This is a genomic window from Flavobacterium sp. TR2 (genome assembly GCF_025252405.1).
In the GTDB taxonomy this organism is placed as follows: Bacteria; Bacteroidota; Bacteroidia; order Flavobacteriales; family Flavobacteriaceae; genus Flavobacterium.
Genome location: NZ_CP104307.1, coordinates 3,808,074 through 3,834,062, shown reverse-complemented (window position 1 = coordinate 3,834,062; position 25,989 = coordinate 3,808,074). Strand labels below are relative to the sequence as shown.

Below are 25,989 nucleotides of genomic sequence, written 5' to 3'. Positions count from 1 at the left end.
ATGAGAAAGTATTTGTTGTTTCTGCTGTTTATCTGCACATCTGTTTTTGCTCAGCAAAGCATTGATCTTAATGATTTGAAGTGGCTGCCAAATTCGCATTCGTTTTGGGTCAGTAAAGATAATAATGTTGTCGTTTATGATGTTGATAAACTAGATAAACAAAACACCATTTTATCTAAAGCACAATTGGATGCAGCTGGGTTTGCCGGCAAAATTGAACAATTGGTCTGGAACGATTCAAAGACAAAAGTATTGATCTACACCAATTCAAAGAAAGTGTGGAGAGACAATACCAGAGGCGATTATTGGTATTTTGATCTAGCTACTGGAAAGGGAAAACAATTAGGGAAAAATCTCGATGCTTCATCTTTAATGTTCGCAAAATTTTCGAGCGATAATGAAAATGTTGCCTATGTTTCAAAACACAATATTTATGTTGAAAATGTAAATACAGGAAAAATTACGCCTTTGACAACAGATGGCACAGATAAAATCATCAACGGAACTTTTGATTGGGTTTATGAAGAAGAGCTTGCTGCACGTGACGGATTTAGATGGAGCCCTGACGGAAAAAGCATTGCGTTTTGGAGAGTCGATGCGACTTCTACCAAGTTTCATTTCATGATCAATAATACCGACTCATTGTATCCTGTTATTGTTCCTGTAGAATATCCAAAAGCAGGAGAAAAACCTTCTTCTGTAAAAATCGGAATCGTAAATATCGAATCTTTGCAAACCAATTGGTTAAATATTCCTGGCGAACCTGATAATAATTATTTAGCTCGAATGAAATGGATTAGCAGTGAATCTATTATGGTGGTTCAGTTAAACCGAAATCAGAATCAGGTGACTATGTACGATTGCAATGCAAAATCGGGAGAAGCGAGAGTAATTTACAAGGAAGAATCTGCTGCATGGATAGATGTATTTGATACTTCTGCAGGTGAGTATGATACTTTTCCGTGCCAGTTTGTAGACAACGGAAAAGCCTTTTTATGGAGTTCTGACGCAGATGGATGGATGCATATTTATAAAATAAGCCTTGACGGAAAATCAAAAGAATTAATTACCAAAACTAATTTTGATGCTTATTTTAAAGCTTATAATGAAAAGACAAAAACAATATATTTTATTGCCAGTCCAGAAGATGCTACTCAGCACTATCTGTATGAAACGAATTTAAGTTCGAAAAAAACAAAAAGAGTAACTCCAGCTATTTTTGATGGCACCAACAGATATGTTTTTTCGACAGATGCAGCTTACGCAAAACACACCAATTCTAGCATTTCTAGAGATAACAATCAGAGGCTGATTGCGTTGTCTGGGCATCAGAAGATTTATCCGAAAGAGGTAGATGTTTTTGCAGCTCCTAAACGAAATTATTCGATGGAGAAATTCAAAGTAAAAACAGCAGATGGAGTAGAAATTGATGGAGTAATGGCAAAACCATTAGATTTTGATCCTTCAAAAAAATATCCCGTTTTCTTCTTTGTTTATGGAGAGCCAATGGCTTCTGTAGCCAATGACAGACCGTATTTTAATCCATTCATCAGCCAGCTGATTCCAAAAGGATATATCGGAATTGCTATGGACAATAGAGGAACTCCTGTAATGAAAGGTACGCAATGGAGAAAATCAATTTACAAGAACATTGGAATCATCAATACGCGCGATCAGGCTATGGCGGCCAAAGAAGTCTTAAAATGGAATTTTATTGATTCTGACCGTGTTGCAATTCACGGATGGAGCGGAGGAGGAGCAGTAACTTTAAATCTGATGTTTCAGTACCCGGAGATTTATAAAACTGGTATTGCCATTGCCGCTGTAACAGACCAGCATTTTTATGATAACATTTATACAGAACGCTACATGGGATTGCCAGATGAAAATCAGGCCGCTTATGCGCAAGCTTCTCCTGTAACGCACGCTAAAAATCTGAAAGGAAATTTACTTTACATTCACGGAACTGGCGATGACAATGTACATTATAAAAATGCAGAAGTTTTAATAAATGAATTGGTGAAGTACGATAAAATGTTTGATTTAATGATTTATCCAAATCGTTCTCATAGCATTAATGAAGGTGACGGAACAACAAAACATCTGGTAGATACTTTTGTTCGATATATTGAAAAAAATTGTCCACCGGGAGCAAAATAAAAAAAATGTATATCATAAAAAGAGAAGAGAATTTCATCAAATTGAAATTCTCTTTTTTTTTGGATTCATCTCATTTTGGTGTGAGTTAAATGTTTGATTTTAAAAACTTTCCTAAAGGGTAATATAGTAATGGTGTAATTATGAAATTAATAATTATAGGATAATATAATCAGGTTTTTCGGTAATATATTATCAGAAAAATTATCTAAAAAGCAAAATATTTGCCACATTAATTATAAAACCATTTTATGAAATTGAAGATTAATTTTAGAAAAATTGCAGTACTCTTTTTTGTACTGTTAACTAAACTGACCTTTGCCCAAGATCGGGTAGTGTCAGGAATTGTTTCAGATGAGAATGGAGTGCCTTTGCCAGGCGTTAGCATACTGGTTAAAGGAACTCAAACGGGCTCTCAGACTGATTTTGATGGAAAATATTCAATAAAAGCCGATGCAAATGCTGTGCTTGTGTTTAGCTTTATTGGAATGCAGACTAAAGAAGTTCCAGCACGCGACAAAAGCGTAAACGTAAAAATGTCTGCAGGGTCTACACAATTGCAGGAAATCGTAGTTACGGCATTAGGACTTAAAAGAGAGAAAAAATCTCTGGGTTATGCAACACAAGAAATAAGCGGATCTGAACTTACTAAAATAAATACGGGTAACGTTTCTAATAATATTTCTGGAAAAATTGCTGGGGTGCAAATTAGAAGAAATAATAATATTGGAGGATCTACAAATGTTATTATTCGTGGTACTACCTCTTTGACAGGAAACAATCAAGCATTATGGGTTGTAGACGGAATTATATTAAACAATGACAACACTAATACAAACGAACAAAAGACAAGCGGTAATAAAGGAGGATATGACTATGGTAATGCTGCTTCAGATATAAACCCTGATGATATTGAGACAATGAACGTCTTAAAAGGTGCTGCGGCAACGGCGTTATACGGATCAAGAGCTTCAAATGGAGTTATTATCGTAACACTTAAAAAAGGAAGCAAAGCTAAAGGAGGTTTAGGAATAGATTTCAGCACTGGAATAAACGTTGGTGTGGTTGATAAGGAAACATTGCCAGAATATCAAAACCAATATGGTGGAGGATATGGATCTTTTGGATCGACGGTAGATTTAGGAAGTGGTTCTCATCCGTCTGTAAGTATTGAAGATGCTTCTTGGGGACCGAAATTTGATCCTTCGATATTGGTTTACAATTGGAATTCTTTTTATCCTAATTTACCAACTTACGGAAAATTGTCGCCTTATACAGCGGTAAAAAAGAATCCAAACAGCTTTTACCAAAACAGTTTGACTTACATTAATAATATTGCTATTTCGGGAGCAAATGAGCAAGGTGATTTTAGATTTGGATATACTAATTACAATCAGCAACAAGGAATTCTGCCTAATAGCGACAACAGAAAAGATAATTTTAATTTTTCTGCCAGCTATAAAATTGCACCAAAAACAAGAATTTCAGCATCATCAAATTATATGAAGTCGGACGCAATTGGTATGAATGAGACTGGGTATGGAGATGGTGGAAACAACTATTTGAGCAGTGTGAGACAATGGTATAGTACAAGTGCCGATTTTGGAGACCTTAAAGAAGCTTACGAATTGACAGGTAAAAACATAACATGGAACGTGCAATCGCCAACTAAGCTGACTGTTTTGTTTCATGATAACCCGTATTTTCAGCGTTACAACAATTACAACTCTATGAAAAGAGATCGTTTCTTTGGAAATGTAATCTTAAAAACAGAGGTAACAAGCTGGTTTGATATTATGGGTAGAGGTGCTGTCGATTTTTACCATCAGTTGCAGGAAGAGCGTATTGCTGTAGGTTCAAAAAGAACGTCAAATGGATTAGGGCAATACTCTAGATATGATAAAAACTTTCGTGAAATCAACTTAGATTTAGTTTTAAATTTTAAAACAGCTATCACAGAAGGCCTTAATTTTACAGGAATGTTAGGAGGAAACTCTAGACGTTCTGTATTAAATTCTATTTATGCTGAGACAAATGGCGGATTGGTTGTGCCAGGAATTTATGCTTTGACAAACTCAATTAATCTAATCAACTATCCAGGTGAGGCTGAACAGACTTTGGGAACAAACAGTATTTACGGAACAGCAAATTTTGCTTATCTAGATACTTACTTTTTAGAGGGAACATATAGAATAGATCAGTCTTCTACTTTGCCAAAAGACAATAACACTTATTCTTATCCTTCAATTACAGGAACATATATTTTTAGCAATCACATCAAAGCAGATTGGCTTTCTTTCGGTAAGTTGCGTTTAAACTATGCTGAAACAGGAAATGACGCTCAATTTGCAGTGACTTCTCCAAGATTTTCTAAAAATAATAATTTTGGACCTAACGGAATTCGTTTTTCAACAGAAGACAGCAGAAGTAATTCTGACTTAAAAAGTGAGTTGACAAAAGGTTTTGAGGCAGGTCTTGAACTTAAATTCTTCAAAAATAGATTAGGAGTTGATTTTTCTTACTACAAATCAAATACCACAAATCAGATTCTGTCTATTGAAACGCCTACTCAAACAGGTTATACAAGAGCATGGATTAATGGTGGAGATGTTCAAAACAAAGGATTTGAGTTAACAGTAAATGCTACTCCAATCAAAACAAACAATTTTACATGGCAAGCGACCGTAAACTGGTCAACTAATAAAAATGAAGTGATTTCTTTAGGAGGAGCAAATCAGATTTCATTAGGAGGTTTTCAAGGGGTAAGCTATGTGGCAGAAGTGGGCAAACCGGTTGGTCAGCTTGTGGGTTCAGGCTATACTTACTTAAACGGACAGAGAGTTGTTAATCCTGACGGAACTTACAAAAAGACTTCAGGAGCAGTAATCGGTGATGTAAATCCAGATTGGATTGGCGGTTTCAACAACGTGTTAACCTATAAAAACATTTCGTTTAACTTCTTAATCGATGTTAAAAAAGGAGGAGATGTCTATTCTTTAGATCAGCAATTCGGGCATCAGACAGGTATTTATGAAAGCACAGTGAGTAAAAATCACAATGGAGTTCCACAGCGTGAGCCTGTTGCAAATGGCGGTGGTGTATTGCTAAACGGAGTTAAAGCAGATGGAACGCCAAATGACGTGGTTGCAGAAATTGCAGATGCTGCAGGATACGATTTCTATGGTTCTATGCCACAGCAAGAATATGTTTACGATGCGTCTTATGTTAAATTACGTGAAGTTGGGTTAAGCTACAGATTCCCAAAAAGATTCTTAAACAATACATTCATCAATAATATGGTCTTTGCTGTAAATGGAAGCAACCTTTGGATCATCCACAAAAATCTTCCTTACGCAGATCCAGAAGCGGGAGCATCTTCTGGTAATTTACAAGGCTTTCAATCAGGGGTTTTACCAACAACAAAAGAGTATAGTTTTACATTGAAAGTTCAATTCTAAAAAATAAAGACATGAGAATTATAAAAACAATATTTTTTGCTGGAGCTATTCTATGCACAATAGCTTCATGCGATAACCTGGACAATATGAATCAGGACAAAAAAGGTTATGAAACAGCAGTGCCAGCAGCCTTAATGACCAGCGCTCAAGTAAATTACGCTTATTTTTTGACTAATGCTTCTGTTAATTCAAACAATTTCAGAGCTTACGTTCAGCATTGGTCAACTTCAACTTATACAGATGAAGCCAACTACAATCAGGCAAAAAGAAATTTAGGAAGCAATCATGCGGTATTGCTTTATAGAGATGTGTTGCAAGATTTAACTAATGCCCAAAAACAAATTAAAGCGATAAAAGCATTAGGTCCGGTAGAAGAGGCAGTGCAAAAAAATCAGCTGGCAATTCTTGAGATACAAATTGTAATGACGTATCAGACATTGGTTGATTTGTTTGGAAATGTGGCGTACACTGAGGCTTTGGATATTAAAAAATTCCCTCTTCCAAAATATGATGACGCTAAAACAATCTATTTGGATTTGGCTTCTCGTTTGGATGCGGCTATTGCAAATTTGGATACTGCAAACGCAAGTTTTGATAAAAAAGCGGAGTTAATTTTTCAAGGAAATGTTGCTAAATGGAAAGTATTGGCAAATAGCGTAAAGCTAAAAATGGGCTTGCATCTTGCTGATGTCGATCCTGCAAGAGCTAAAGCTATGGTAGAAAGTGCTTATAGCTCTGGAGTAATGAGCAAAGAAGCTGATACAGCTTTGTTTCAGTACTATTCTTCGGTTATAGATATGAATCCGTTATACGATAGTTTGGTGAATAGCAGTCAGATTAACATAGCAGAGTTTTTTGTTAATGAATTAAATGCTAAAGAAGATCCAAGACGTGATATTTTCTTTGATCCAGCTTCAAAAATAAATGGCAAGTACAAAGGAGCTCCATACGCTCAGCTAGTTAAATATGTTGATTACTCAAACACAGGACTTAGATTGCGAAAAGAAACAAATCCTGGAGTGATTTTCGATTATACAGAAACGTGTTTTTTATTGGCTGATGCGGCAAGCAGAGGTTTTAATGTTGGAGCCGATGCAGCGACATATTATACGAAAGGAATAGAGGCAAGCATGAAATTTTGGGGAGTTTCTGATGCGAATATTCAAACTTATCTAGCGCGCCCTGATGTTGCTTTCGCAACTGCGACAGGTACAGATAAACAAAAAATTGCGTATCAGCTTTGGATTGCTTACTACAATCGCGGTTTTGAAGCATGGACAGAATACCGTAGACTAGATTATCCGATATTGGTAGCGCCTCCTACAGCAGTGCAGGAAGCCAACGGAAAAGTTCCTGTTAGAAATATTTATTCGACATCTGACAAAACGCTGAACGCAGCTAATTATGAAGCGGCTGCAGCGGCAATAGGAGGAGATTTAATGACAACGAAGATTTTTTGGGACAAATTTTAATTTTGAGTTAGTTTAATTTGTTTTTTGAGCCAGCACCTTTTTAGGTGCTGGTTTTTTTTATAGCATTTACAAGGAAAGACGGTGCTTTTGCATATTGTAAGTTGATTTTGTTTTTAGTGTTTAATTGTGAATATTTTTTTATTATGTGTTTTTTTAAGGTTAAAAATATGATAATTATGTATTAATTCCGAGTAAAATACTATCAGAAAAATAGGAATGCCTCCAGTAACTTTGATCAATTACTAATTAAAAACCTAAACAAATGAAATCAAAATTACTAATCTGCTTTCTGATTTTCAGTATAATGAAAGTTAGTGCACAAGGTCTGCCATGTCGGACAAGCGAAGAAAATGAAAAAGTGTACCGGAACAACCCGCATGCACTTCAAGAGAAAAAGAACTTTGATGTTTTTAGTAAAAATTTTGCCGCCCAACGCAAATCTGCAACTTCAAAAATGGCTGCAGTTACTTATACCATCCCGGTTGTATTTCACATTTACGGCGACGTGCAAGGCGGGAAAACTGTTACATACGAAAAGATTGTCAATCATTTGGCGCAACTAAATGATGACTTTAATGGCCGTAACGCTGACTACCAGACAGTAGAACCCTTTTTTCAGGCTCGACGCGGAACGCTGAATATAGAGTTTAAACTGGCTAAGAAAGACCCTAACGGAGGATGTACGACAGGAGTTGTATTTCACCCGACAAAAAATGGCTACGGAAATGGAGGCGGCTATGATGATCAAATCGCTGCCGATGCTTGGGACAACACCAAATATATGAATGTTTACATACAAAATGATTTGTACAATGACGGAGCTACAAATAATTCGGGAGTTGCATGGTATCCTAACTCAGCTATGACAGCAAACAATACGGCTCGTGTCGTTTTTAACGGAGCTTATTTGTATGATAACTCCTATAGTAAAGAATTTTCTGCAACACTTACGCATGAATTTGGCCATTTCCTAAATCTGATTCATACTTTTGAAGGAGGATGTACTGGCACTGACGAAGTTGCCGATACTCCTGCCGAAGATGGTAAACATACTTTAGGTTGTACTCCAGGAACAAATTGCAGTGGAGATAAAGTAAATTTTGAAAACTATATGGGGTACAATGGAGCGCAAGGCTGTTACAAAATGTACACCCAAGGTCAGATTGACAGAATGCTGGCAGCTTTGGAACACCCTGCGAGAAAATCTTTGTGGCAGGCACAAAATTTAATTGATACCGGTGTTAATGCAACTGGAAGCACGCTTACTGCATCAGCTACAGCTTTTAAAGAAGCGGTTATAAATGACGGTTCTTTTGATACTTCATCAATAATTAAACTAAACGGAACCAAAACTTTTGCTGTTTCTTCAGGAACACTGACAGCTGGAACTCATTTTACGCACACTTTCCCAGCAGGAATAACTCCTGTTCTTACTGTAAATTCAAACAATCAAATTACGGTTACGCTAACAGGTAAAGCAACTAATCATGCTTTAGTTAATAATGCTTCAGGCGGCATCAGCTTTTTACCAGCTGCATTCACAGGAGGTACAATAGATTTATCTTGCACTTCTTTATTCTTTAATTTTAAATTCTCAGACCCATACGGAATCTTTTTTGTAGATATGCCAGATGTTACTGTTTCATCAGCATTGACATGGAAATATTTTGAGATTGCAAAAGGAGATGATCGTGCATTTGGCGGTTGGCGTTATGCTGCTAATGCCTTAAAAATAGAAACTTATGCAAAAAAACTTGTATGCGAGCCAGGCACTAGAAACATTTCATTGCTGAATTCAAATACTGCTGTTGGACCGACAAGCAATATGACTGCTCCGGGAGCATATCCGAACCAGTTAGATTTAAGAACCGCTAGTTATACAACATGGGATGGAAAAACAGGTTATGTAGGATTTGATTATTTAATGGATGGACTTACGTGTTACGGATGGTTTAAAATTAAAGTAAACGCTGACGGAGATGGCTATACCATTTTGGAATATGCTTATAATACTAAACCAAACACTCCAATTTATACAGGAATGACTGATAAAACAGCTACAACTTTATCGGCAGATACCTTGTATGAAGCTGAAGTTAATGACGGAAGCATAACCTCGACAGCGACAATTGCTTTGACTACCAATAATGGTACATTCACAAAAAGTACTGGTACTTTTACAGCAGGGACAGACTATACAATTACAGGCGTTCCAGCTGGATTAACAGCAGTTTTAACGATGGAAAGCAATACGAAAACCGTGCTTTCTTTTACAGGAAAAGCAACGGCACACAATACGACAAATGACGCTGTTGTTACAATTACGTTTAAAGATGCTGCCATAACTGGAGGAATTGCTACTTTGGACACCGCTTCTAAAACAATCAATTTGAAATTTGACGCGCCTTACGGAGTATTTTATGTAAACAATCCAGATTATACAGCCAACGCGGCATCAACTTGGCAATATTTTGATTTGGGTATTGGAGACAATACTGAGTATGGAGCATGGCAATATGCGGCCGCAGCTTTAAAAATTGAAACTTATGGAAAAAGACTGGTTTCTGAAGCTGGAACAAGAAACATATCATTCTTGAGCCAAGGAACTTCTATTGGAGCTTCGAGCAATTTTGCAGCGCCAGGAAATTATCCAAATCAATTGGATTTGAGAACGGCTTCTTATACAGCTTGGGATAACAAAACAGGATATGTTGGTTTTGAATATACAAGCAGAGGACGTACTTGTTACGGATGGCTTCACGTAAAAGTAGAAGCAGGCGGTGTAGGTTATACTGTTTTAGATTTTGCTTATAACACAAAACCAAACGAACCAATTTTAGCAGGAGTACAAACGACTAATACAGTACTGGCTCCAACAAACTTGACTGCGACAGCAAATGCAGCAAATTTAGAAACGGTGCTTAATTGGACAAATAATGCGACAAACGCTTCAAATGTAATTATAGAAAGAGCAGGATCAGATGATGTTTATGCAGAAATTGCTACACTAGCAGGCACTGCTTCAACTTATACAAATACTGGTTTAACTGTTGGAAGCACGTATAAATATAGAGCAAGAGCAAAATCAGGAACAGATTATTCAGCCTATTCTAATGTAGCTACTGTAACAATTCCGGCAGCTCCATTGTGTACTGCGCAAGGCACAAACGGTTACGAATATATAAGTTCTGTAGCAGTAGGAAGTTTTGTAAATGCATCAGGAAAAGAGGCTAATGGTTATGCCGATTATACTTCAAAAGTAATTACACTAAATCCTAATGCAAACACGAGCGTTACCCTAACACCTGGTTTTACAGGTTCTGCATACACTGAATATTGGGGAGTTTGGATTGACTACAATAAAAACAACCAATTTGAAGCATCAGAAAAAGTAATTAATAATATTTCTTCAAATGGTGCGGTAACAGCAAGTTTTACACCGATAGCATTTACAGGAAGCACTAGAATGAGAGTTGTAATGAAGTACAATGCAAACCCGTCTTCTACGTGCGGAAATCTTGGAGATGGCGAAATCGAAGATTATACAGTAACTGCAGGAACTTCTGTACCTCCAAATCCGGCAACTTTGACAATTCCTTCTAATCTTGGAAATGCAGGTGTGTACTCATCAGGATTTTATGCATCTTGGGCAACATCAACAGATGCAGCATCTTATGAAGTGCAGTTAAATACTTCATCAGGATGGACATCGGCTGGAACTTCTACGACATATTATTTATGGATTCCAAAACAAGGAACTCAAACAGTATATGAATTTAGAGTAAGAGCAATAAATGGACAAGCTTTTAGCGAATGGAGCGCTTCTCGCACCATTGATTTACAATCTGGAAGCGCTGGTTTAGCAGGTATAAATACAAATACGACAAAAGCATTCGCAATGTATCCAAACCCAGCGTCAGATGTTGTTAACTTTACTTTTGAAAACATAGATATAAGCAAAGTGAAAGTGTCAATTTACAATAGTACAGGACATCTAGTAGAGACAGTGCACAATACAACAGTTTATTCTCTTAAATATTTGAATAAAGGAATTTACATTGTTGTGGCAACTGATGGAAAATTTGTCGAAAAGAAAAAATTATTGGTTGAGTAATAGTTAATTTAGTTAAAATGAAAGGGAGCTGTCTATGAAAATAGGCAGCTCTATTTTTTTTAATTGTATTTGATGGAAATATTTCGCTCCTACGGAGCTTTCTCTAAGCGTGTAAAATTTATTTCTATAAATATTTTGCCCCGCTGGGGCTTTTGAAAGCCTACGCAAAATTTGATAAAGTTGTGTAAAAAAGCTTCGGAGAAGCCAAATATTTATAGAATAATCAAATTTCAAATTATGACAAAGTTTGAACAAAGGACAAAAGCTTCGGAGAAGCTAAATATTTATAGAAAAATTCAGTTTGCCAAAGACCAGAAGCTCCAGCGGAGCGACATATAAAACGAAATGCAAAAAAATATAGCCAATGGTTTTAACCATTGGTACGCAATGTGAATATTTTGTGTCTCTAAGATTGAAATCTTGGACTATGTTTATAATGATGCGTAAAAATACAAAGCTTCGGAGAAGCCAAATATTTATAGAATAATCAAATTTCAAATTATGACAAAGTTTGAATAAAAGACAAAAGCTTCGGAGAAGCTAAATATTTATAGAAAAATTCAGTTTGCCAAAGACCAGAAGCTCCAGCGGAGCGACATATATAACGAAATGTAAAAAAAATATAGCCAATGGTTTTAACCATTGGTACGCAATGTGAATATTTTGTGTCTCCAAGATTGAAATCTTGGACTATGTTTATAATGATGCGCAAAAATACAAAGCTTCGGAGAAGCCAAATATTTATAGAAAAATTCAGTTCCCAAAGATCAAAAGCTCCAGCGGAGCGGCACATAAAAAAAAGAGCCGTCTTTTATGACAGCTCTCTTATATAATCGCGGAATTATTTTAAACGTCTAATCCAAAAGGATTATCAATGCTCAGCATCGGTTCCGTAAACCATTTTGGTCCATCTGCAGTCATATAGAAATGATCTTCGTGACGAATACCAAATTGTCCTGGCATACAGATCATAGGCTCATTGCTAACGACCATTCCTTCTTTTAAAGTGGTTTGATTGCCTCGTACTAAATATGGATATTCATGGATGTCTAACCCTGTGCCATGTCCCACGCGATGTGGTAAGCCCGGAATTTCATAATCGCCGCTTAAACCAGCTTGTGCCAGAACTTTTCTAGCAGCATCATCGACAGAACCGCAAGTGGCTCCAATTTGTGCTGCATCAAAAGCTGCTTTTTGAGTTGCTTTTTCAAGATTCCAGATTTTTCGGTGTTCTTCATTTGGAGTTCCGTATACGTAAGTTCTGGTGATATCAGATAAATACCCTTCTAAGCGGCAGCCAGTATCGATCAGAACCACATCATTTTCTACTAAATTTTGAGGAGCAGTAACCCCATGCGGATACTGAGAATCTTCTCCAAAAAGGACAATGCAGAAATAAGAACCCGATGCAATACCCGCTTTGATATGTGCTTTGTGTATAAAATCTACTACTGTGCTTACTGAAATTCCCGGATGCAAAATGCGCGCCGCCGCTTTTTGCACAGTCATGGTTATGTCTTTGGCTCTTTGGATGATAGCAATTTCATTGGCTGATTTATGCATTCTGCATTCCGCAGTTATAGGTTGAGCATTTACAAAACTAAAGTTTGGATTTGCTTTTGAGATTCCATCAATAAGAAAAAAAGCAGCCGACTCATCTAACGCAATACCGCCATCAGTAATATTTTTATTTTTCAGAATATGTCCAAACAATTCAGAAGGACTTTCATGTTCTTCCCAGAAATTTAAGTTTCCTTCAATCTGCATAAAAGTCTTAAAAGTTCCTTCTTCAAATTTAGGAACAATATATTCAACTGTTTCATCTTCAAAAAGTATAGCGCCAACCATACGCTCAGACGGATTCCATTTTGTGCCTGTAAAATAATACAGATTGGTTCCTGCATTTACATAAAGCGCTTTACAGTTAAGTTCCTTCATTAAAGAAACCGCTTTTTTGATACGCTGTTTGTATTCTGATAACGCTATGGGCACCACGCCAAGCGTCATGTTTTGTATTTTTTCTAATTCGATAGCTATAGTTGATCCGCCAACTCCTATTGTCATTTTTTATTTTTTTTAGTTATTATTTAATGTGCTGTAATTTGCCAAACTGATGTAAAGTTTCAATTTTTCAATAAAATTAAAGGATTATTTCGATTTTGTTCTATGTTGATGTAAACTAGATAAAATATTACATTTTAAGGGTAATATAGTATCGGTTTTTGCTTTGTATAGCACTTACTTTTAAAAACTCAAAAATAACTTGATTAAAATGAATCGAAAATCCTTTATTATTGCGCTGTTCTTTCTTTGCTTAAACTACATTGCAGTTACGGCACAAGAATCTTCAACAGACTTGCAGCAAAAGCTGACCGAATTATTCCCAAAAGCCAGTATTACTCGAATTGAAAATTTAGAAAATTATACCGAATCTTACCAGCTCATTTTAGATGAGCCTTTAGATCATAAACACCCAGAAAAAGGAACTTTTCAGCATTACATTTACCTTTCTCACTTGGGTTACGATAGACCCACAGTAATTGAAACTCATGGTTATAATACCGAAAACATTAAAAGTGAAGTGAGCAGTCTGCTGCAAGCCAATCAGGTTGCTGTAGAATATCGCTTTTACGGAAAATCAAGACCAAATCCGATTCAGTGGGAATATTTAACCAATGATCAAGCTATTGCAGATTATCATGGAATTGTGACTAAATTGAAAGAAATATATTCAGGCAAATGGATTTCAACAGGAATTAGCAAAGGAGGAGAGACAGCCTTAATTTATAAATCTATATATCCAAATGATATTGATGTGGCAATGCCTTATGTTGCTCCGCTTATAAATACTTGTGAGGATCCTAGAACAATACAGCATACCAGAACAATTGGAACACCAGAATGCAGAGAAAAGATAACAGCGTTTCAAAGAGCTGTTTTGCAAAATAAAGAAGCAGTATTGGAGGCTTTTAAAGACTATTCGACAGCAAAAAAGATGTCATTTACTGAAGTTCCTTTCGCTGAAGCATTGGAATATGCCGTTTTAGAATTTCCCTTTTCGTTTTGGCAATGGGGAGGCAAATGCGATGAAATTCCGCCAACAAACGCCCCTGCAAAAGAGCTTTTCGATTATTTAAACAAAATAGTGGGTGTAGCCACTTATAACGATAAAATGTCTTTCGTCTATCTGCCGTCATATTATCAGCATTTAAGCGAGTTAGGCTATTATGGGTTTGATTTGGAGCCTGTTGCCGATTTGCTGACTATTGTAAAAAGCAGTTCTAACGCCCGATTTGCTCCAAAAGATGTTGTTATAAAATACAATCCAAAATACATTAAGAAAGTGCGTAAGTATGTAGAAAATAAAGGAGATAAAATTTTGTACATCTACGGAGGTTATGACACATGGTTCTCTTGCTCTCCAATGCCAAAGCCTAGTGTTGATGCATTAAAAATGGTGCTTCCAGGAGGAAGCCATTCCACAAGAGTAAAAGATTTTCCTGAGAAAGATCAAGCGCTCATAATGGACACGCTAAAAAAGTGGCTGGATTAGAAAGCCACAAGTAAAATAAAAATTACTAATGTGCTTATGTTTCTAATAATTTCTGTAAAGTGATATTTCACTTAGCAGAAATTATTTTTTTTTAGGCTCATTCGCAATAAATTAGAAGAAAAAAAGTTAGGTTGAGATAATGTTAACACGTTTTGTCATGAAATGTGGTAGGTTAATCGAATTTTAACATACAATGTTGTTATTTTCAGATAATTATAATAACTTTAACTTATGATATGGGAATTGTATAAACTTTGTGTATATTTTTGCAACATTAATTTATCAATCCCCCAAATTATGATTATTAACTTAACTGTCTGCCTGGTATGAGAGTATTTTTAGTGGCACTCCTTTTTTCCTTAAGTTCTTTCACGTCTTTAAATATGTGGGACGAGGATGATATTTTAAGCGAAGTTGAATTTGCTAGACTTACTGAGCACGTAAATGAGATTAAAGCTTTTACGGCATCAAATCATAAGTATAGCAACAAAATTGCTTTTCTTGTGGATATGAAAATTAAATCGGGAAGAAACCGTTTTTTTGTTTACGATCTAGAGAACAATCAAATTCTTGATCAGGGTTTGGTAGCACACGGAAAAGGTTCTGAAACTGGAATAAAAGGAGACATCTTGCAATTTAGCAATGCTCCAGAATCTAACTGCACTTCGCTAGGAAGATATTCGGTAGAAAAACCATATAAAGGAATATTCGGAAAAGCTTTCAGACTTGCCGGATTAGACGAATCGAATAATAATGCCATGAAACGTGCCATTGTATTGCATTCTTACAAAGAAGTTCCTTCTGATGAAAAAGAATACTATATCATCAATAGTCATGGCTGCCCAATGGTTAATCAAGAATTTTTAGGCAGACTTTCAAAATATATAGAGAGTTCAAACTCTAAAATCTTATTGTCAGTTTACTATTAAAATCAATAGTTAAAACATTGATTTAGATAAAAAAATTAAAGAGAGCTTAGGTTCTCTTTTTTTATATCCATAAACTAGATTTTTACTATCCCTTTCTCCAAATGATAGCCGTTTTTGGCTAAGAATTACCTGCTGTGAGCAATAAATTAGGATAAACTTAACTGGTCTGATAAACCTGATAAAAAATACAAGTTGTAAATTAGTAGAATAGTAATCTAAAAGTTTATTTTATGAAAGCAGTACGTTTTTTTGGGCATAAAGATGTCCGTGTGGTTAATGATATCGAAAAACCTGTTCCTAAAGGTGATGAAGTGTTATTAAAGATTGGCGGTGCTGGTGTCTGCCACTCAGACCTGCATATTATAGATGAAGGAACAGTGGTTGGAACCGTTTTTACGCTAGGACATGAAAATGCTGGATGGATTGAGGAAATTGGTGAAAATGTTGAAGGATATAAAAAAGGAGATGCCGTTTTGGTATACGGTCCTTGGGGATGCGGACACTGCAAGCCTTGCCAGCAATCCAAAGAAAATTATTGCGATCATCAATCTGAGCAGGCTTACGGTGGCGGTTTAGGTTTAGACGGCGGTATGGCCGACTATATGCTGGTGCCATCTTCTAGACTTTTGGTGCCAATATTTGATTTAGACCCAGTTATTGCCGCTCCACTGACAGATGCGGCACTTACGCCATATTCTGCCATAAAGCGTTCTCTTCCTAAATTAATGCCCGACGAATATGTTGTCGTAATTGGTGTTGGAGGATTGGGTCATGTGGCATTGCAAATATTAAGAGAAATAAGCGGCGCAGCCATTATTGCCTGCGATGTTACCGAAGATAAATTGGCTTTTGCCAAAGAACTGGGAGCAGCTTTTGCAATTAATTCTAAAGATGCTGATGCAGCAGAACAGATTTTGAAAATCACAGGAATCAAAAAAGCAAAAGTGGTTCTTGATTTTGTAGGAGCAACTTCAACAATAGATTTAGGCACAAAGGTAGTAAGTCTTGATGGAGATCTTACAATTGTCGGCCTTGGCGGAGGGCACTATCAGTACAGCATGAACGGCTTGCCTTTTGGCGTAAGCATGACCAATCCGTATTGGGGATCTCGAACAGAACTGATGGAAGTTGTGGGTTTGGCAAGACAAAAGAAAATTCATATAGAAATTGAAAAACATAAACTTGATGATGCCAACGAAGTTTATGAAAGAATGAGACAGGGAAAAATAAAAGGCAGAGCTGTTTTAATACCTTAAAATTCAAAAGCAAAAAAAGTCCGTTTCAGAGAACGGATTTTTTGTTTGCCATAATTAATGTTTGGAGATTAAAAAATATCAATATATTTGTGCTTCCAAATAAGCAAATGAAAAATATAATTAACATCGCTTCAATTATTATCACAATTATCATTCGATAGTAGTGAAGGGATGTTATATAAATAAGTAAAATTTACAATTTAGAAAAACCTCCCCTCAGCGGGAGGTTTTTTTGTTTATGGCAAGTATGAAAATTTCAGTTCAGAATAGCATTATTATTTCAATTATCATTATTCGTATCACATGACGAGTCAGGATGCTATTGTCTATTCAAAAAAAGCCTTTCTCAGTCAAATGTGAAAGGCTTTTTTTATTTCTCCTTCAAATCCCTTCAAAAACACAAATAAAAATCAGCAATGAAAAAAGAATTTACCCTTACCATTTATTCAGAAGATCAGATAAGATTAATCGCTAAGTTAAGCTCAATGTTTATAAGAAAACAAATAGAGATTTTGAGCCTTAATATTTCTATTTGTGAAATTGATAAAATGTACAGACACACTATTGTGGTAAATGAAACATTGGATACGATTACAAATTTAGCGGCGCAGATAGAGAAAATTATAGAAGTTTTTAAATGCTATTACTCGTTAAACGAAGAAATAGCTGCAGTGCAGATCGTATTATTTAAGATTCCAACAGCACTATTTATGACAGATGCAAAAATGGAAGGCCTGCTTCGTGAAAATGATCTTAAAGTTTCAGAGATTCAAAAAGACTTCACCATACTGCAGGCAGCAGGTGCAGATGAGGAAATAGAATATTTAACTGAAACATTTAATCGGTTAGGGGTAATTGAATTTGTAAAGAGCGCCAAAATTGCCTTGATAAAGTCTCCAGAAGGTTTTTGCGTAGATATTTAGAAAAATGTTCGGTAAGAAAGCTGTTTTCTTGCCGAAACGTTTTATTTTTCTGCTATATTTCTTATTTTTAAAAGACCAAGTTTCTAAAGCAAAAAAATATGATGGTAGATGCTAAACGTTTATTATCTTTTTTACTGTTCTTGTCAGTATTAATGATAACCCCTTGTAAACTAGAAGCACAGCTTTTAGGCGGAGCAAAAACTACGACCGAAGAACCTGTAAAAGTTCCGGATGATTCATTAGGAAGAAGAACGCCTCAGGGAACTGTAAACGGATTTATAAAAGCAATTGGAGATCAGAATTACCTGCGAGCCAGCCAGTATTTTATGCTCAGCAAACGTTCGTATCGCAAAACGGCTGAAAGAATACAAATTGCAAAGACTTTTCAGCAGCTGTTGGATCAGGGCGGTAATTTTTCGCCATCATCAATTTTAAGCAGTAAAGAATTAGGGCGAGTAGACGATAATTTGGCAACAGGCATAGATTTGGTTGGAAATATATCTACAGACAAAGTCGATATACAGCTATATTTAGAAAATCAGTCAGATGACAGCCAGCCTGCTTTGTGGCTTTTTTCTGCTGAAACAATAGAAGCGATTCTGGCGGCAGATGTTAGCGGAGAAAAGACGTTTCTAGACCGGGTATTGCCAAAAGTTTTAATAGAAAAGAAGTTCGGAAATGTTCCTATTGGACATTGGGGAGTAGTGGTTATCATGACTGTTGTTACTTATCTGCTGTCAAGACTGCTTATATTTGTCTTTATATTTTTGCTTCAAAAAGTATGGAAAAAAGCCGATAGCGAGAAAGGAAACGCAATTATTGAAGCTTTCACGCTGCCCGTTCAAATGTATCTTACGGTAATTTTGTTTGTGGCATTTACGCAGCGCATGGGAATCTCGATAATTGTTCGCCAGCGATTTAGCATTATCATAATGACGATTGGCATTGTAGCGTTTTTAATTCTGCTTTGGAGAATGACCGATTTTGTGAGTATGTTTACGCGAAGCAGAATGACTAGTCGCGGACGTGCTTCTGCAGTATCGGCAGTATTGTTTTTAAGCCGTACGATGAAAGCGGCAATTGTTGTAATCGGGATCATTGCAATCTTAGGAATTATAGGAGTAGATGTTACAGCCGGACTTGCCGCACTTGGAATTGGGGGGATTGCATTGGCTCTGGGAGCTCAAAAAACTATAGAAAACTTTGTCGGAAGCGTGAGCCTTATTGCAGACCAGCCGCTGCGTGTTGGAGATTACTGCCGAGTTGATGATATCAAGGGAACTGTAGAATCTATCGGTATGCGTTCTACTACGTTACGTACGGCAGCGCGAAGCATTGTAACCATTCCAAATGGCCAATTATCGGCTAGCAAAATAGAGAATTATGCCCACCGAGATCGTTTTATATTCAATCCGATATTAGGGTTTAGAATGGAAACGACTCCAGACCAGATGCGTTATCTGCTTGTAGAAATAAAATCGCTGCTGTATGCGCATCCAGCTGTTTTAAATTCAACGCCAATAGTCCGTTTTACGGGAATTACTGCAGATTCTTTAAAAGTGGAAATTACAGCTTATATTGAAGCTATAAATTTTGAAACCTCACAAGAAGCTCAGGAAGATCTTTTATTGAGAATGATGGACATTATAGAAAAAAGCGGTACCTCATTGGCTTATCCGTCACAAACATTATACATGGCGCGCGATACACCTGTTTCAAGCGAAAAAAGCAGTGAAATTACCAAAACAGTAAAAAAATGGAAAGAAAATAATGAATTGCAGCTGCCTAAATTTGATCCAAAAAAAGTAGAAGAATTAAAAGATAGCATACAATATCCTGCAAAGGGCAGTTTTAATCCTGATAATCAGGAGACGTTATTGTAAAAGAACAGTCTGTTTTAAAAAGTCGAGATAACCTCTTAAGACAGACTGCTTTCGTTTTATAAGAGCTGTTAGTTAGCTTTTGGAGATTTTTGCAATTTCCATATTTCCATCATTTTGCTTTACAATTTCCCAATCTGCATTCAGCTCTATTTCGTAAAACTCGCTTATAATTTTTTTGCCTTCAATTTTTGAGGGAATCGGAAAAACAAAATAGGTTTGTCCGTTTTTTTCATAACTTAAAATACCGGCTTTTCCCAATTGATTTTTGCCTTCAATAGTAGTAAAATTTCCAAAGTTTTTGCCTGATTTGTCTCGTCCCTTAATGCTGGAATAAACAATTTCTTTATCATTTAAAGTCAATGTGCCATTCATGTTAAATGTGCGGCCGTAATGGTCAATATCCGTAAGCGCGACTTTTAGAGTTGGCTTGTTAATTAATAAATCAGCGTAGTAGGCAATTAGCTTTTTTTGTTCTTCTTCACGGGTAATTTCTTGTTTGCGTATTGCAGCAAAATTATTTCTGGATTTGGCTGATTCTAATTCTGTTTCGGTAATAGTTAATTTTGATTTTAAAACCATAACTTCATAAATATCAGTAAAATTATATGTTTTATCTAAACCATTTCTCCAACTTATATTTAGATAATCAAAAACCAATCCGTAGGCTGGACCAGTGGCATAAGGAAAAGGTCTGGTATATGTTTTAGCTTCTTCTCGCTGGTTAATTTCTTCAATTGTTTTTTCGTATTTATTGTCATTAGATGATAAAACAAAACCGGTATAATTGGCCAAACCTTCTAATGTTTCTATTTCCAGTTCATCATTCAGATATTTGGAATATAGCTGTTGCCTTTCTTTTCTAAAAATGACAGCATCTTTTAAATGGTTTTTAACCTCATCGGTTTTTCTTTTTTCAATAATGGCTTTCAAAGCGTTTTTTAATGACTGATATTCCAATCGCAGTAAAATACGGGCATTGGTTTCGTCGAGATATTCAATCGGATTTCCGTTAAATTTTCGAGATTTCATTTGCAGCAGATGGAATAATTCATGGATAATAGTAGCGCTTTTGTCGTCCAAGTAATTATTGAGAACCGTTGCATATTCTTTCCCTTCATATTTTTGAGTTGTATTGACAAAAACCAGCGAATTGGGTTCCATAATTTTAGAATACAAAATGCCGTTGTCAGTTTTGCTATTTTGCAGTTTTATTAAACTATAGATGGAATTGTCAAAATCGATTACGATGATGCTGTCGTTCCAGATTGGTTTTCCCCAAAGTTTTCCGTTATCCTTTTCCAAAAGCGCTTTTGCTTCTAAAAGACTCGTTTGAATATTTTGTCTGTTTTTTAATGCTTTTTCTGTGTTCTGTGCAGTGGCAAATTGCAGAATTGTGCCGAAGATTATCAATAAAAGATTCTTTTTCATTTCCGATTAATTTTAAGATTTCGGAGACAAAATTAGGGTTGGGGATTTTGAAAATCAGTTAAGCAAAGGCTGAAATTGGGACTAATCCCAAGGATGATTTTTCAGTTTTTCTGCCAATTCGTGGCGGTTTGCTACATCCAATTTAGCATATAGATTTCGAATATGCGTTTTTACCGTACTTAGGGAAATGAAAAGCGCATCGGCAATTTCTTTGTTTGATTTGTCTTCCAGAATCAGTTTGGTAATTTTCTCTTCCTGATTGGTCAATGTCAGATTTGAAATTTCTTGTATTGCTTTTTTGGGTTTTAAAGCTTTTAATTTTTTGAATTGAAAAATGGAAGTAAGCACCAAAATGAAAACCAATATACCCAGCGTATAATTCAGCTTTTTTTGAAATGCATATTGCTGCTGCAAAATAGCATGGGAAATTTTTGAAATTTCATCTTGATACTGAAGGTAATAAGAGGTTTCTCCGTAGTAGTTTTTCAGAGAATTTGAAATGGCCTCATAAAACGCCCCATTCTTTTCAAAATCTTTTTTGATATTAAAATCATTTCGTTTCAAGTCTGAAAAAGCCAAAAGCTGCAGCAACGGATGCTTAATGCTCTTTTCGCTATACGATTTTACTTTTTCGGCAAAATCATTTACAGCTTGGAGTTGTGCTTCTTTGTTTTTGATTTGAATATTATCTTTTTTTAGTTGATCCTCAAAAGATTGAAGTTTTCTCCATTCCTTATCGGCCAAATTGCTGTTTTTGGATTGGCTAAACCAAGTGTCTCCAGATTTAGGAAAATAGATCGAATTTCTGTTTGAAAAAATAAAATTATAATAATTGTTTTTCTCATGATCACGCACTAATTGCAGTCCATTGATTGTATTGATATTAGAATGAATTCGGTAAAGTTTGTCTTTTTCAGACAAGAGCTGTCCTTTAAATTCAAAATACCCCGAGCTATTGGTTTGAGTCGAAAAAAGAATCTGATTTTCAGTAATCATATTTTCTTCATCATATTTCAGCAGACTTAGGTAAACGGTTTTGTTTGGCTGTTCGGCATCAATATAACCCGAAATCTTGTATTGTCCGTAGCAAGTCGGAATAGAGAAAGTTATAAAGATTGTCAAGAAGAAAATCTGGAATGTTTTTTCTTTTAGCATTTTAATCAAGTAATAGAAGCAGCTTGTAAAGGATTAAAAATACAAAAAAAAGATTCATATATTACGAATGCCGTTTTTTGAAATATGGTTTTAGATCAGTCCATTAAAATGAAAAATCTCCCAGTTTCATGAATCAGAAACCAGGAGATAATCAAAAAATAAAAAAAAACACATTTTTAGAACGAATACCTTAAGCCAAGCTGACCTTGGAATCTTGAAGCTAATTGATCTACAGTATAAGGTGCAGAGGTTGGTTTTTGGAAAGTGTAAGTAGGGTCGCCTGTTGCAACTCCTCCTAAGTTTCCAGATTTTGTTAAACCAAGGCTTGCTGTTGAATTGTAAGTATTAGGAACAAAATAACTTCTTCCCCAATCTTTATTGATAAGGTTTCCGATGTTGGCCATGCTGAATGAGATTTGGAATGTTCCAACTTTTGTTACCTGAATTTCATCCATAAATTTTAAATCGGCTTGAATGTTCCAAGGTGTAGTGTCTCCATTTCTTTGTGTGAATGTTCCTCTACGGCTTTTCAAATAATCGTTTCCGTTTATGAATGCTTCATAATCTGCAACTTGCTGTGCAGCTGTAGCAGAAGGAACTCCTGCAGCGTTTACTCCAATATATTTTGCTGCTTCTGCTGCGTCTTTAAAGATGTACGCTAAACCGGCAGCTTGTCCTGTTCCTGCAATGGTTGAGTTAACAAATCCCCAAGAAAACGGATTTCCTGATTGTGCATTAAAATAGACATTAGCAGAAAAAGTGTTGTTTGGAGCCAATTTTACACCATAACCTACATTTGAAACAATTCGATGTTTGATATTAAAGTTAGAAGTGGCCAACTGAGGGTTGTTTGGTGCCAACGACTGGTTCATCTGAAAATTGCTTTCCATAGAGTTGCGAATTCCGTTTGTGATGTCTCTAGAATCTCCATAAGTGTAAGCCACCATAAAGTTGAAACCAAAATCGTAAGTTTTAGAAATCATTTCGGTAATGCTGTAACGATATCCTTTATTCGTGTTTGATAACAAATAAGCATTTGAAAAAGCTGGATTTATGTTAGCGGCATAAATTGGCATTTGGTGGTTTGTATCATAAGAGAAATAATATGGATTGTCGGTTTTATTTACTTGTTGGAATTCTAAATCGCGAATTACTTTAGTATAAATACCTTCAACAGTAAATTTATATCCGTCAATTGTTTTGTCAAAAGCCAATGAGTTTCTTAAAACAGCAGGCATTTTAAACTTATTGTCAACTAAATCGGCCTGTACTTTTGGAGTAGCATCATGGTAACCGTTTAAACCTCCAGTTGCCAGAGGATCTCCTGCCGCAGCAACCTGAGCTGGAGTTAGATTGTTTTTGTCATAACTTCCGTATCCAACACCGTCATTGTAATAAGCATATCCTAACCATGCAAACGGAATTCTTCCTGTAAATACTCCCGATCCACCTCTTATGACAAATGTTTTATCTTCGTCAACATTATAGGTAAATCCAATTCTTGGAGAAACCAATGCTGTGCTAAAGAAATTGTTTTTAATCTGATTTAATGGAGTATACGTATACGTTGTTCCGTAGTTTGGATCTTCAGGCGAGTTTTGCACCTGTTGGCTTAATTTTGGTTTGTTTGGCAAATCAGTATAATCTACACGAACACCTGGAACTACTTTTAATTTGCTTCCAACTCTTATTTCGTCTTGAACGTAAGCGCTGTAAAGGTTTATTTTGAATTTAGCATAAGGATCATTAAAGATTTCATCTCTAGTTGAACCATCAAAAGGATAAGTTCCGCGAACACGAGTAGGCAATTTGTTGAAGAAATCTGCTAGAGATTTATAAGAAACTCTTCCGTTAAGCGCATTTACAAAACCATAGTTAATGTCGTAAAACTCATTGTGCGTACCAAACAACAAAGTATGATTTCCTGTTTTATAAGTAAGGTTGTCTGTAATCTCAGTTGTATTTTGCTTCATATTGAAAACAGTTGCCTCACGGTCATTTCCTAAGAAAATAGTTCCTCCGTTATACCCAATTTCGGTTTGGGGAAACATGATGTTGCTTGATTTTGGGTCACGATAATCTTTTATTGCCGAATAACTTGCAATAAATGAATTTGACCACTGGCTGTTGAAGTGTGTTTTTAATTCTAAAACAGTGCTGATTGCTTGATTTTTCTGAGTAAAATCCATGCTTGCAAATCTAAAGTTTGCGGCATCGCGTTCTAAGTTTGTCGCTTGAGAAATTACAGTATTGTTTCGTATAGAAAGTGAGTTTTTCTCGTTGATTTTCCAGTCGATCTTATTGAAGAACTTTTGGCTTTTAGAGAAATTGTTATAAGCACCGTAAGTTCCGGGATCAAATCCATAGTTTGATTTTACAAATTGTGTAATCTGTTCTGCAGTTGCATTGTCAACCAAAGAAGTCAATTTTCCGTTAGAATCGGTCTGACCAGCGTTGTAGAAAACAGGATCTGTTCTTTCTGCATATTCCATATTGGTAAAGAAGAACAATTTGTCTTTAATGATTGGCAATCCTAATCTAAAGCCAACTTGATAATCTCCAAAAGAATTTGGCATTTTTGAACCATCTCCTGCGTTGTTTGGACCTGTAAGCGCAGCATTTCTTCCGTAGCTGTAGATAGATCCACTAACAGTATTTGTTCCGCTTCTTGTCACGGCATTTACGCTTCCTCCTAAAAAGTTTCCTAGTTTAATATCGTAAGGAGCAATATAAACCTGAATATCTTGTATCGCATCTAAGCTGATAGAATTAGAACGTGTGCTGCTTCCCGGCATTCCAGAAGTCCCTGATTGTCCTCCTAAAGATGGGCTAAATCCAATGGCATCGTTATTTATAGAACCGTCAATTGTAACGTTATTGTATCTGAAATTGGTACCTGCAAAAGAATTGTTAGAACTTTGAGGAACAAGTTTTGTAACATCTTGAATTCCTCGGTTAATGATCGGTAGCGAATTAACTTGTTTTTCATTAATGCTTGTGCCATTATTTTTAGAAGAAGGTTTAGAGCTTGTAATAACAACTTCTTCCAATACATTATTATCTGATTTTCCTACTGTGATAGCTGGCAGATCATTATCTCCAAGGGCTAAGTGTATTTGTGCGTTTGAATAATCTTTGGTGTCTGCACTTTTTATCTCTAATTCGTACGGTCCGCCGGCATTTAAGTTTTCAAAGCTAAAACGGCCTTGCTTGTCTGTCGTCGTTTTATAAACCGCATTTGTAGGCAGGTGTGTTAAGGTAACATCTGCATTAATAACTGCACTTGTTCCATCATTGACTTTTGCAGACAAAGATGAAGTTGTAATTTGGGCAAAAATGCTTCCAGCGGTAAGGAGCATTAAAGCCGAAAAAAAGAGTTTTAGTTTTGTCATGTTATTTATTAGTTTTTATTCACGACAAATAAAATCCCTTTCCTTTGATTGGATTTAAGGCTTATGTTAACGTAAAATCAAAAAACAATTCTTTGTTAACTTAAAATGACGAAGATGTTATTTATTGAAAAATTGACTATCTCTTTAAAATCAAGCAGTTTGTGTCAGATGCCATAAAACAAGGCATTAGAGGTAAATTTGAACAAGATTAGAGATAGATTAGAATATTATGCCAATGTTACCAATTGCAAAAAATGGCTTTCTGAAAT

13 protein-coding genes are annotated in these 25,989 nt (G+C 35.9%); 9 read left to right on the top strand and 4 right to left on the bottom strand.

Annotated elements, in window-relative coordinates:
• From N4T20_RS16830 to N4T20_RS16815, 4 genes are all read left to right on the top strand, one after another.
• Nucleotides 1–2,160, top strand: coding sequence for a S9 family peptidase (locus N4T20_RS16830; protein WP_260670279.1), 2,160 nt, complete (start codon nucleotides 1–3; stop codon nucleotides 2,158–2,160).
• Between the two features lie 248 nt (nucleotides 2,161–2,408).
• The gene (locus N4T20_RS16825; RefSeq protein WP_260670278.1) at nucleotides 2,409–5,615 is read left to right on the top strand and encodes a SusC/RagA family TonB-linked outer membrane protein; all 3,207 of its coding nucleotides are present in this window, start codon (nucleotides 2,409–2,411) and stop codon (nucleotides 5,613–5,615) included.
• Between the two features lie 11 nt (nucleotides 5,616–5,626).
• Entirely contained in the window at nucleotides 5,627–7,087 is a 1,461-nt protein-coding gene (locus N4T20_RS16820) for a SusD/RagB family nutrient-binding outer membrane lipoprotein (protein ID WP_260670277.1), read from the top strand.
• 262 nt (nucleotides 7,088–7,349) lie between these two features.
• A complete protein-coding gene (locus N4T20_RS16815; RefSeq protein ID WP_260670276.1) occupies nucleotides 7,350–11,201 on the top strand; it encodes a M43 family zinc metalloprotease in 3,852 nt (1,283 codons plus the stop codon).
• Between the two features lie 846 nt (nucleotides 11,202–12,047).
• Here N4T20_RS16815 and N4T20_RS16810 read toward each other — a convergent pair.
• Nucleotides 12,048–13,265: a M24 family metallopeptidase gene (locus N4T20_RS16810; protein ID WP_260670275.1), complete on the bottom strand. Its 1,218-nt coding sequence runs from the start codon at nucleotides 13,263–13,265 to the stop codon at nucleotides 12,048–12,050.
• A gap of 208 nt (nucleotides 13,266–13,473) precedes the next feature.
• Between N4T20_RS16810 and N4T20_RS16805 the strand changes: the two genes are divergently transcribed.
• From N4T20_RS16805 to N4T20_RS16785, 5 genes are all read left to right on the top strand, one after another.
• Nucleotides 13,474–14,754: a S28 family serine protease gene (locus tag N4T20_RS16805; RefSeq protein WP_260670274.1), complete on the top strand. Its 1,281-nt coding sequence runs from the start codon at nucleotides 13,474–13,476 to the stop codon at nucleotides 14,752–14,754.
• A 326-nt stretch (nucleotides 14,755–15,080) separates the two neighbouring features.
• Nucleotides 15,081–15,683, top strand: a complete 603-nt coding sequence (locus tag N4T20_RS16800; RefSeq protein WP_260670273.1) for a murein L,D-transpeptidase catalytic domain family protein — start codon at nucleotides 15,081–15,083, stop codon at nucleotides 15,681–15,683.
• 230 nt (nucleotides 15,684–15,913) lie between these two features.
• Complete coding sequence (locus N4T20_RS16795) at nucleotides 15,914–16,939, top strand: NAD(P)-dependent alcohol dehydrogenase (RefSeq protein WP_260670272.1); 1,026 nt, start codon at nucleotides 15,914–15,916, stop codon at nucleotides 16,937–16,939.
• A 416-nt stretch (nucleotides 16,940–17,355) separates the two neighbouring features.
• Nucleotides 17,356–17,862: an acetolactate synthase small subunit gene (locus tag N4T20_RS16790; protein WP_260670271.1), complete on the top strand. Its 507-nt coding sequence runs from the start codon at nucleotides 17,356–17,358 to the stop codon at nucleotides 17,860–17,862.
• Between the two features lie 98 nt (nucleotides 17,863–17,960).
• Nucleotides 17,961–19,745, top strand: a complete 1,785-nt coding sequence (locus N4T20_RS16785; protein WP_260670270.1) for a mechanosensitive ion channel family protein — start codon at nucleotides 17,961–17,963, stop codon at nucleotides 19,743–19,745.
• Nucleotides 19,746–19,817: 72 nt separating this feature from the next.
• Here N4T20_RS16785 and N4T20_RS16780 read toward each other — a convergent pair whose 3' ends face one another.
• The 3 genes from N4T20_RS16780 to N4T20_RS16770 all read right to left on the bottom strand — a co-directional run bounded on the left by N4T20_RS16780 (nucleotide 19,818) and on the right by N4T20_RS16770 (nucleotide 25,720).
• Nucleotides 19,818–21,173, bottom strand: coding sequence for a hypothetical protein (locus N4T20_RS16780; RefSeq protein ID WP_260670269.1), 1,356 nt, complete (start codon nucleotides 21,171–21,173; stop codon nucleotides 19,818–19,820).
• Between the two features lie 81 nt (nucleotides 21,174–21,254).
• Nucleotides 21,255–22,328 carry a LuxR C-terminal-related transcriptional regulator gene (locus N4T20_RS16775; RefSeq protein ID WP_313771875.1) on the bottom strand — a complete coding sequence of 358 codons (1,074 nt, stop codon included), beginning with the start codon at nucleotides 22,326–22,328 and terminating at the stop codon, nucleotides 21,255–21,257.
• A 176-nt stretch (nucleotides 22,329–22,504) separates the two neighbouring features.
• A complete protein-coding gene (locus N4T20_RS16770; RefSeq protein WP_260670268.1) occupies nucleotides 22,505–25,720 on the bottom strand; it encodes a TonB-dependent receptor in 3,216 nt (1,071 codons plus the stop codon).
• Nucleotides 25,721–25,989 lie beyond the last annotated feature (269 nt).

Excerpts from the sequence above, each read along its gene's own strand:
- N4T20_RS16830 (WP_260670279.1), top strand. The coding sequence starts at position 1 with ATGAGAAAGTATTTGTTGTTTCTGCTGTTTATCTGCACATCTGTTTTT.
- N4T20_RS16825 (WP_260670278.1), top strand. The coding sequence starts at position 2,409 with ATGAAATTGAAGATTAATTTTAGAAAAATTGCAGTACTCTTTTTTGTA.
- N4T20_RS16820 (WP_260670277.1), top strand. The coding sequence starts at position 5,627 with ATGAGAATTATAAAAACAATATTTTTTGCTGGAGCTATTCTATGCACA.
- N4T20_RS16815 (WP_260670276.1), top strand. The coding sequence starts at position 7,350 with ATGAAATCAAAATTACTAATCTGCTTTCTGATTTTCAGTATAATGAAA.
- N4T20_RS16810 (WP_260670275.1), bottom strand. The coding sequence starts at position 13,265 with ATGACAATAGGAGTTGGCGGATCAACTATAGCTATCGAATTAGAAAAA.
- N4T20_RS16805 (WP_260670274.1), top strand. The coding sequence starts at position 13,474 with ATGAATCGAAAATCCTTTATTATTGCGCTGTTCTTTCTTTGCTTAAAC.
- N4T20_RS16800 (WP_260670273.1), top strand. The coding sequence starts at position 15,081 with ATGAGAGTATTTTTAGTGGCACTCCTTTTTTCCTTAAGTTCTTTCACG.
- N4T20_RS16795 (WP_260670272.1), top strand. The coding sequence starts at position 15,914 with ATGAAAGCAGTACGTTTTTTTGGGCATAAAGATGTCCGTGTGGTTAAT.
- N4T20_RS16790 (WP_260670271.1), top strand. The coding sequence starts at position 17,356 with ATGAAAAAAGAATTTACCCTTACCATTTATTCAGAAGATCAGATAAGA.
- N4T20_RS16785 (WP_260670270.1), top strand. The coding sequence starts at position 17,961 with ATGATGGTAGATGCTAAACGTTTATTATCTTTTTTACTGTTCTTGTCA.
- N4T20_RS16780 (WP_260670269.1), bottom strand. The coding sequence starts at position 21,173 with ATGAAAAAGAATCTTTTATTGATAATCTTCGGCACAATTCTGCAATTT.
- N4T20_RS16775 (WP_313771875.1), bottom strand. The coding sequence starts at position 22,328 with ATGCTAAAAGAAAAAACATTCCAGATTTTCTTCTTGACAATCTTTATA.
- N4T20_RS16770 (WP_260670268.1), bottom strand. The coding sequence starts at position 25,720 with ATGACAAAACTAAAACTCTTTTTTTCGGCTTTAATGCTCCTTACCGCT.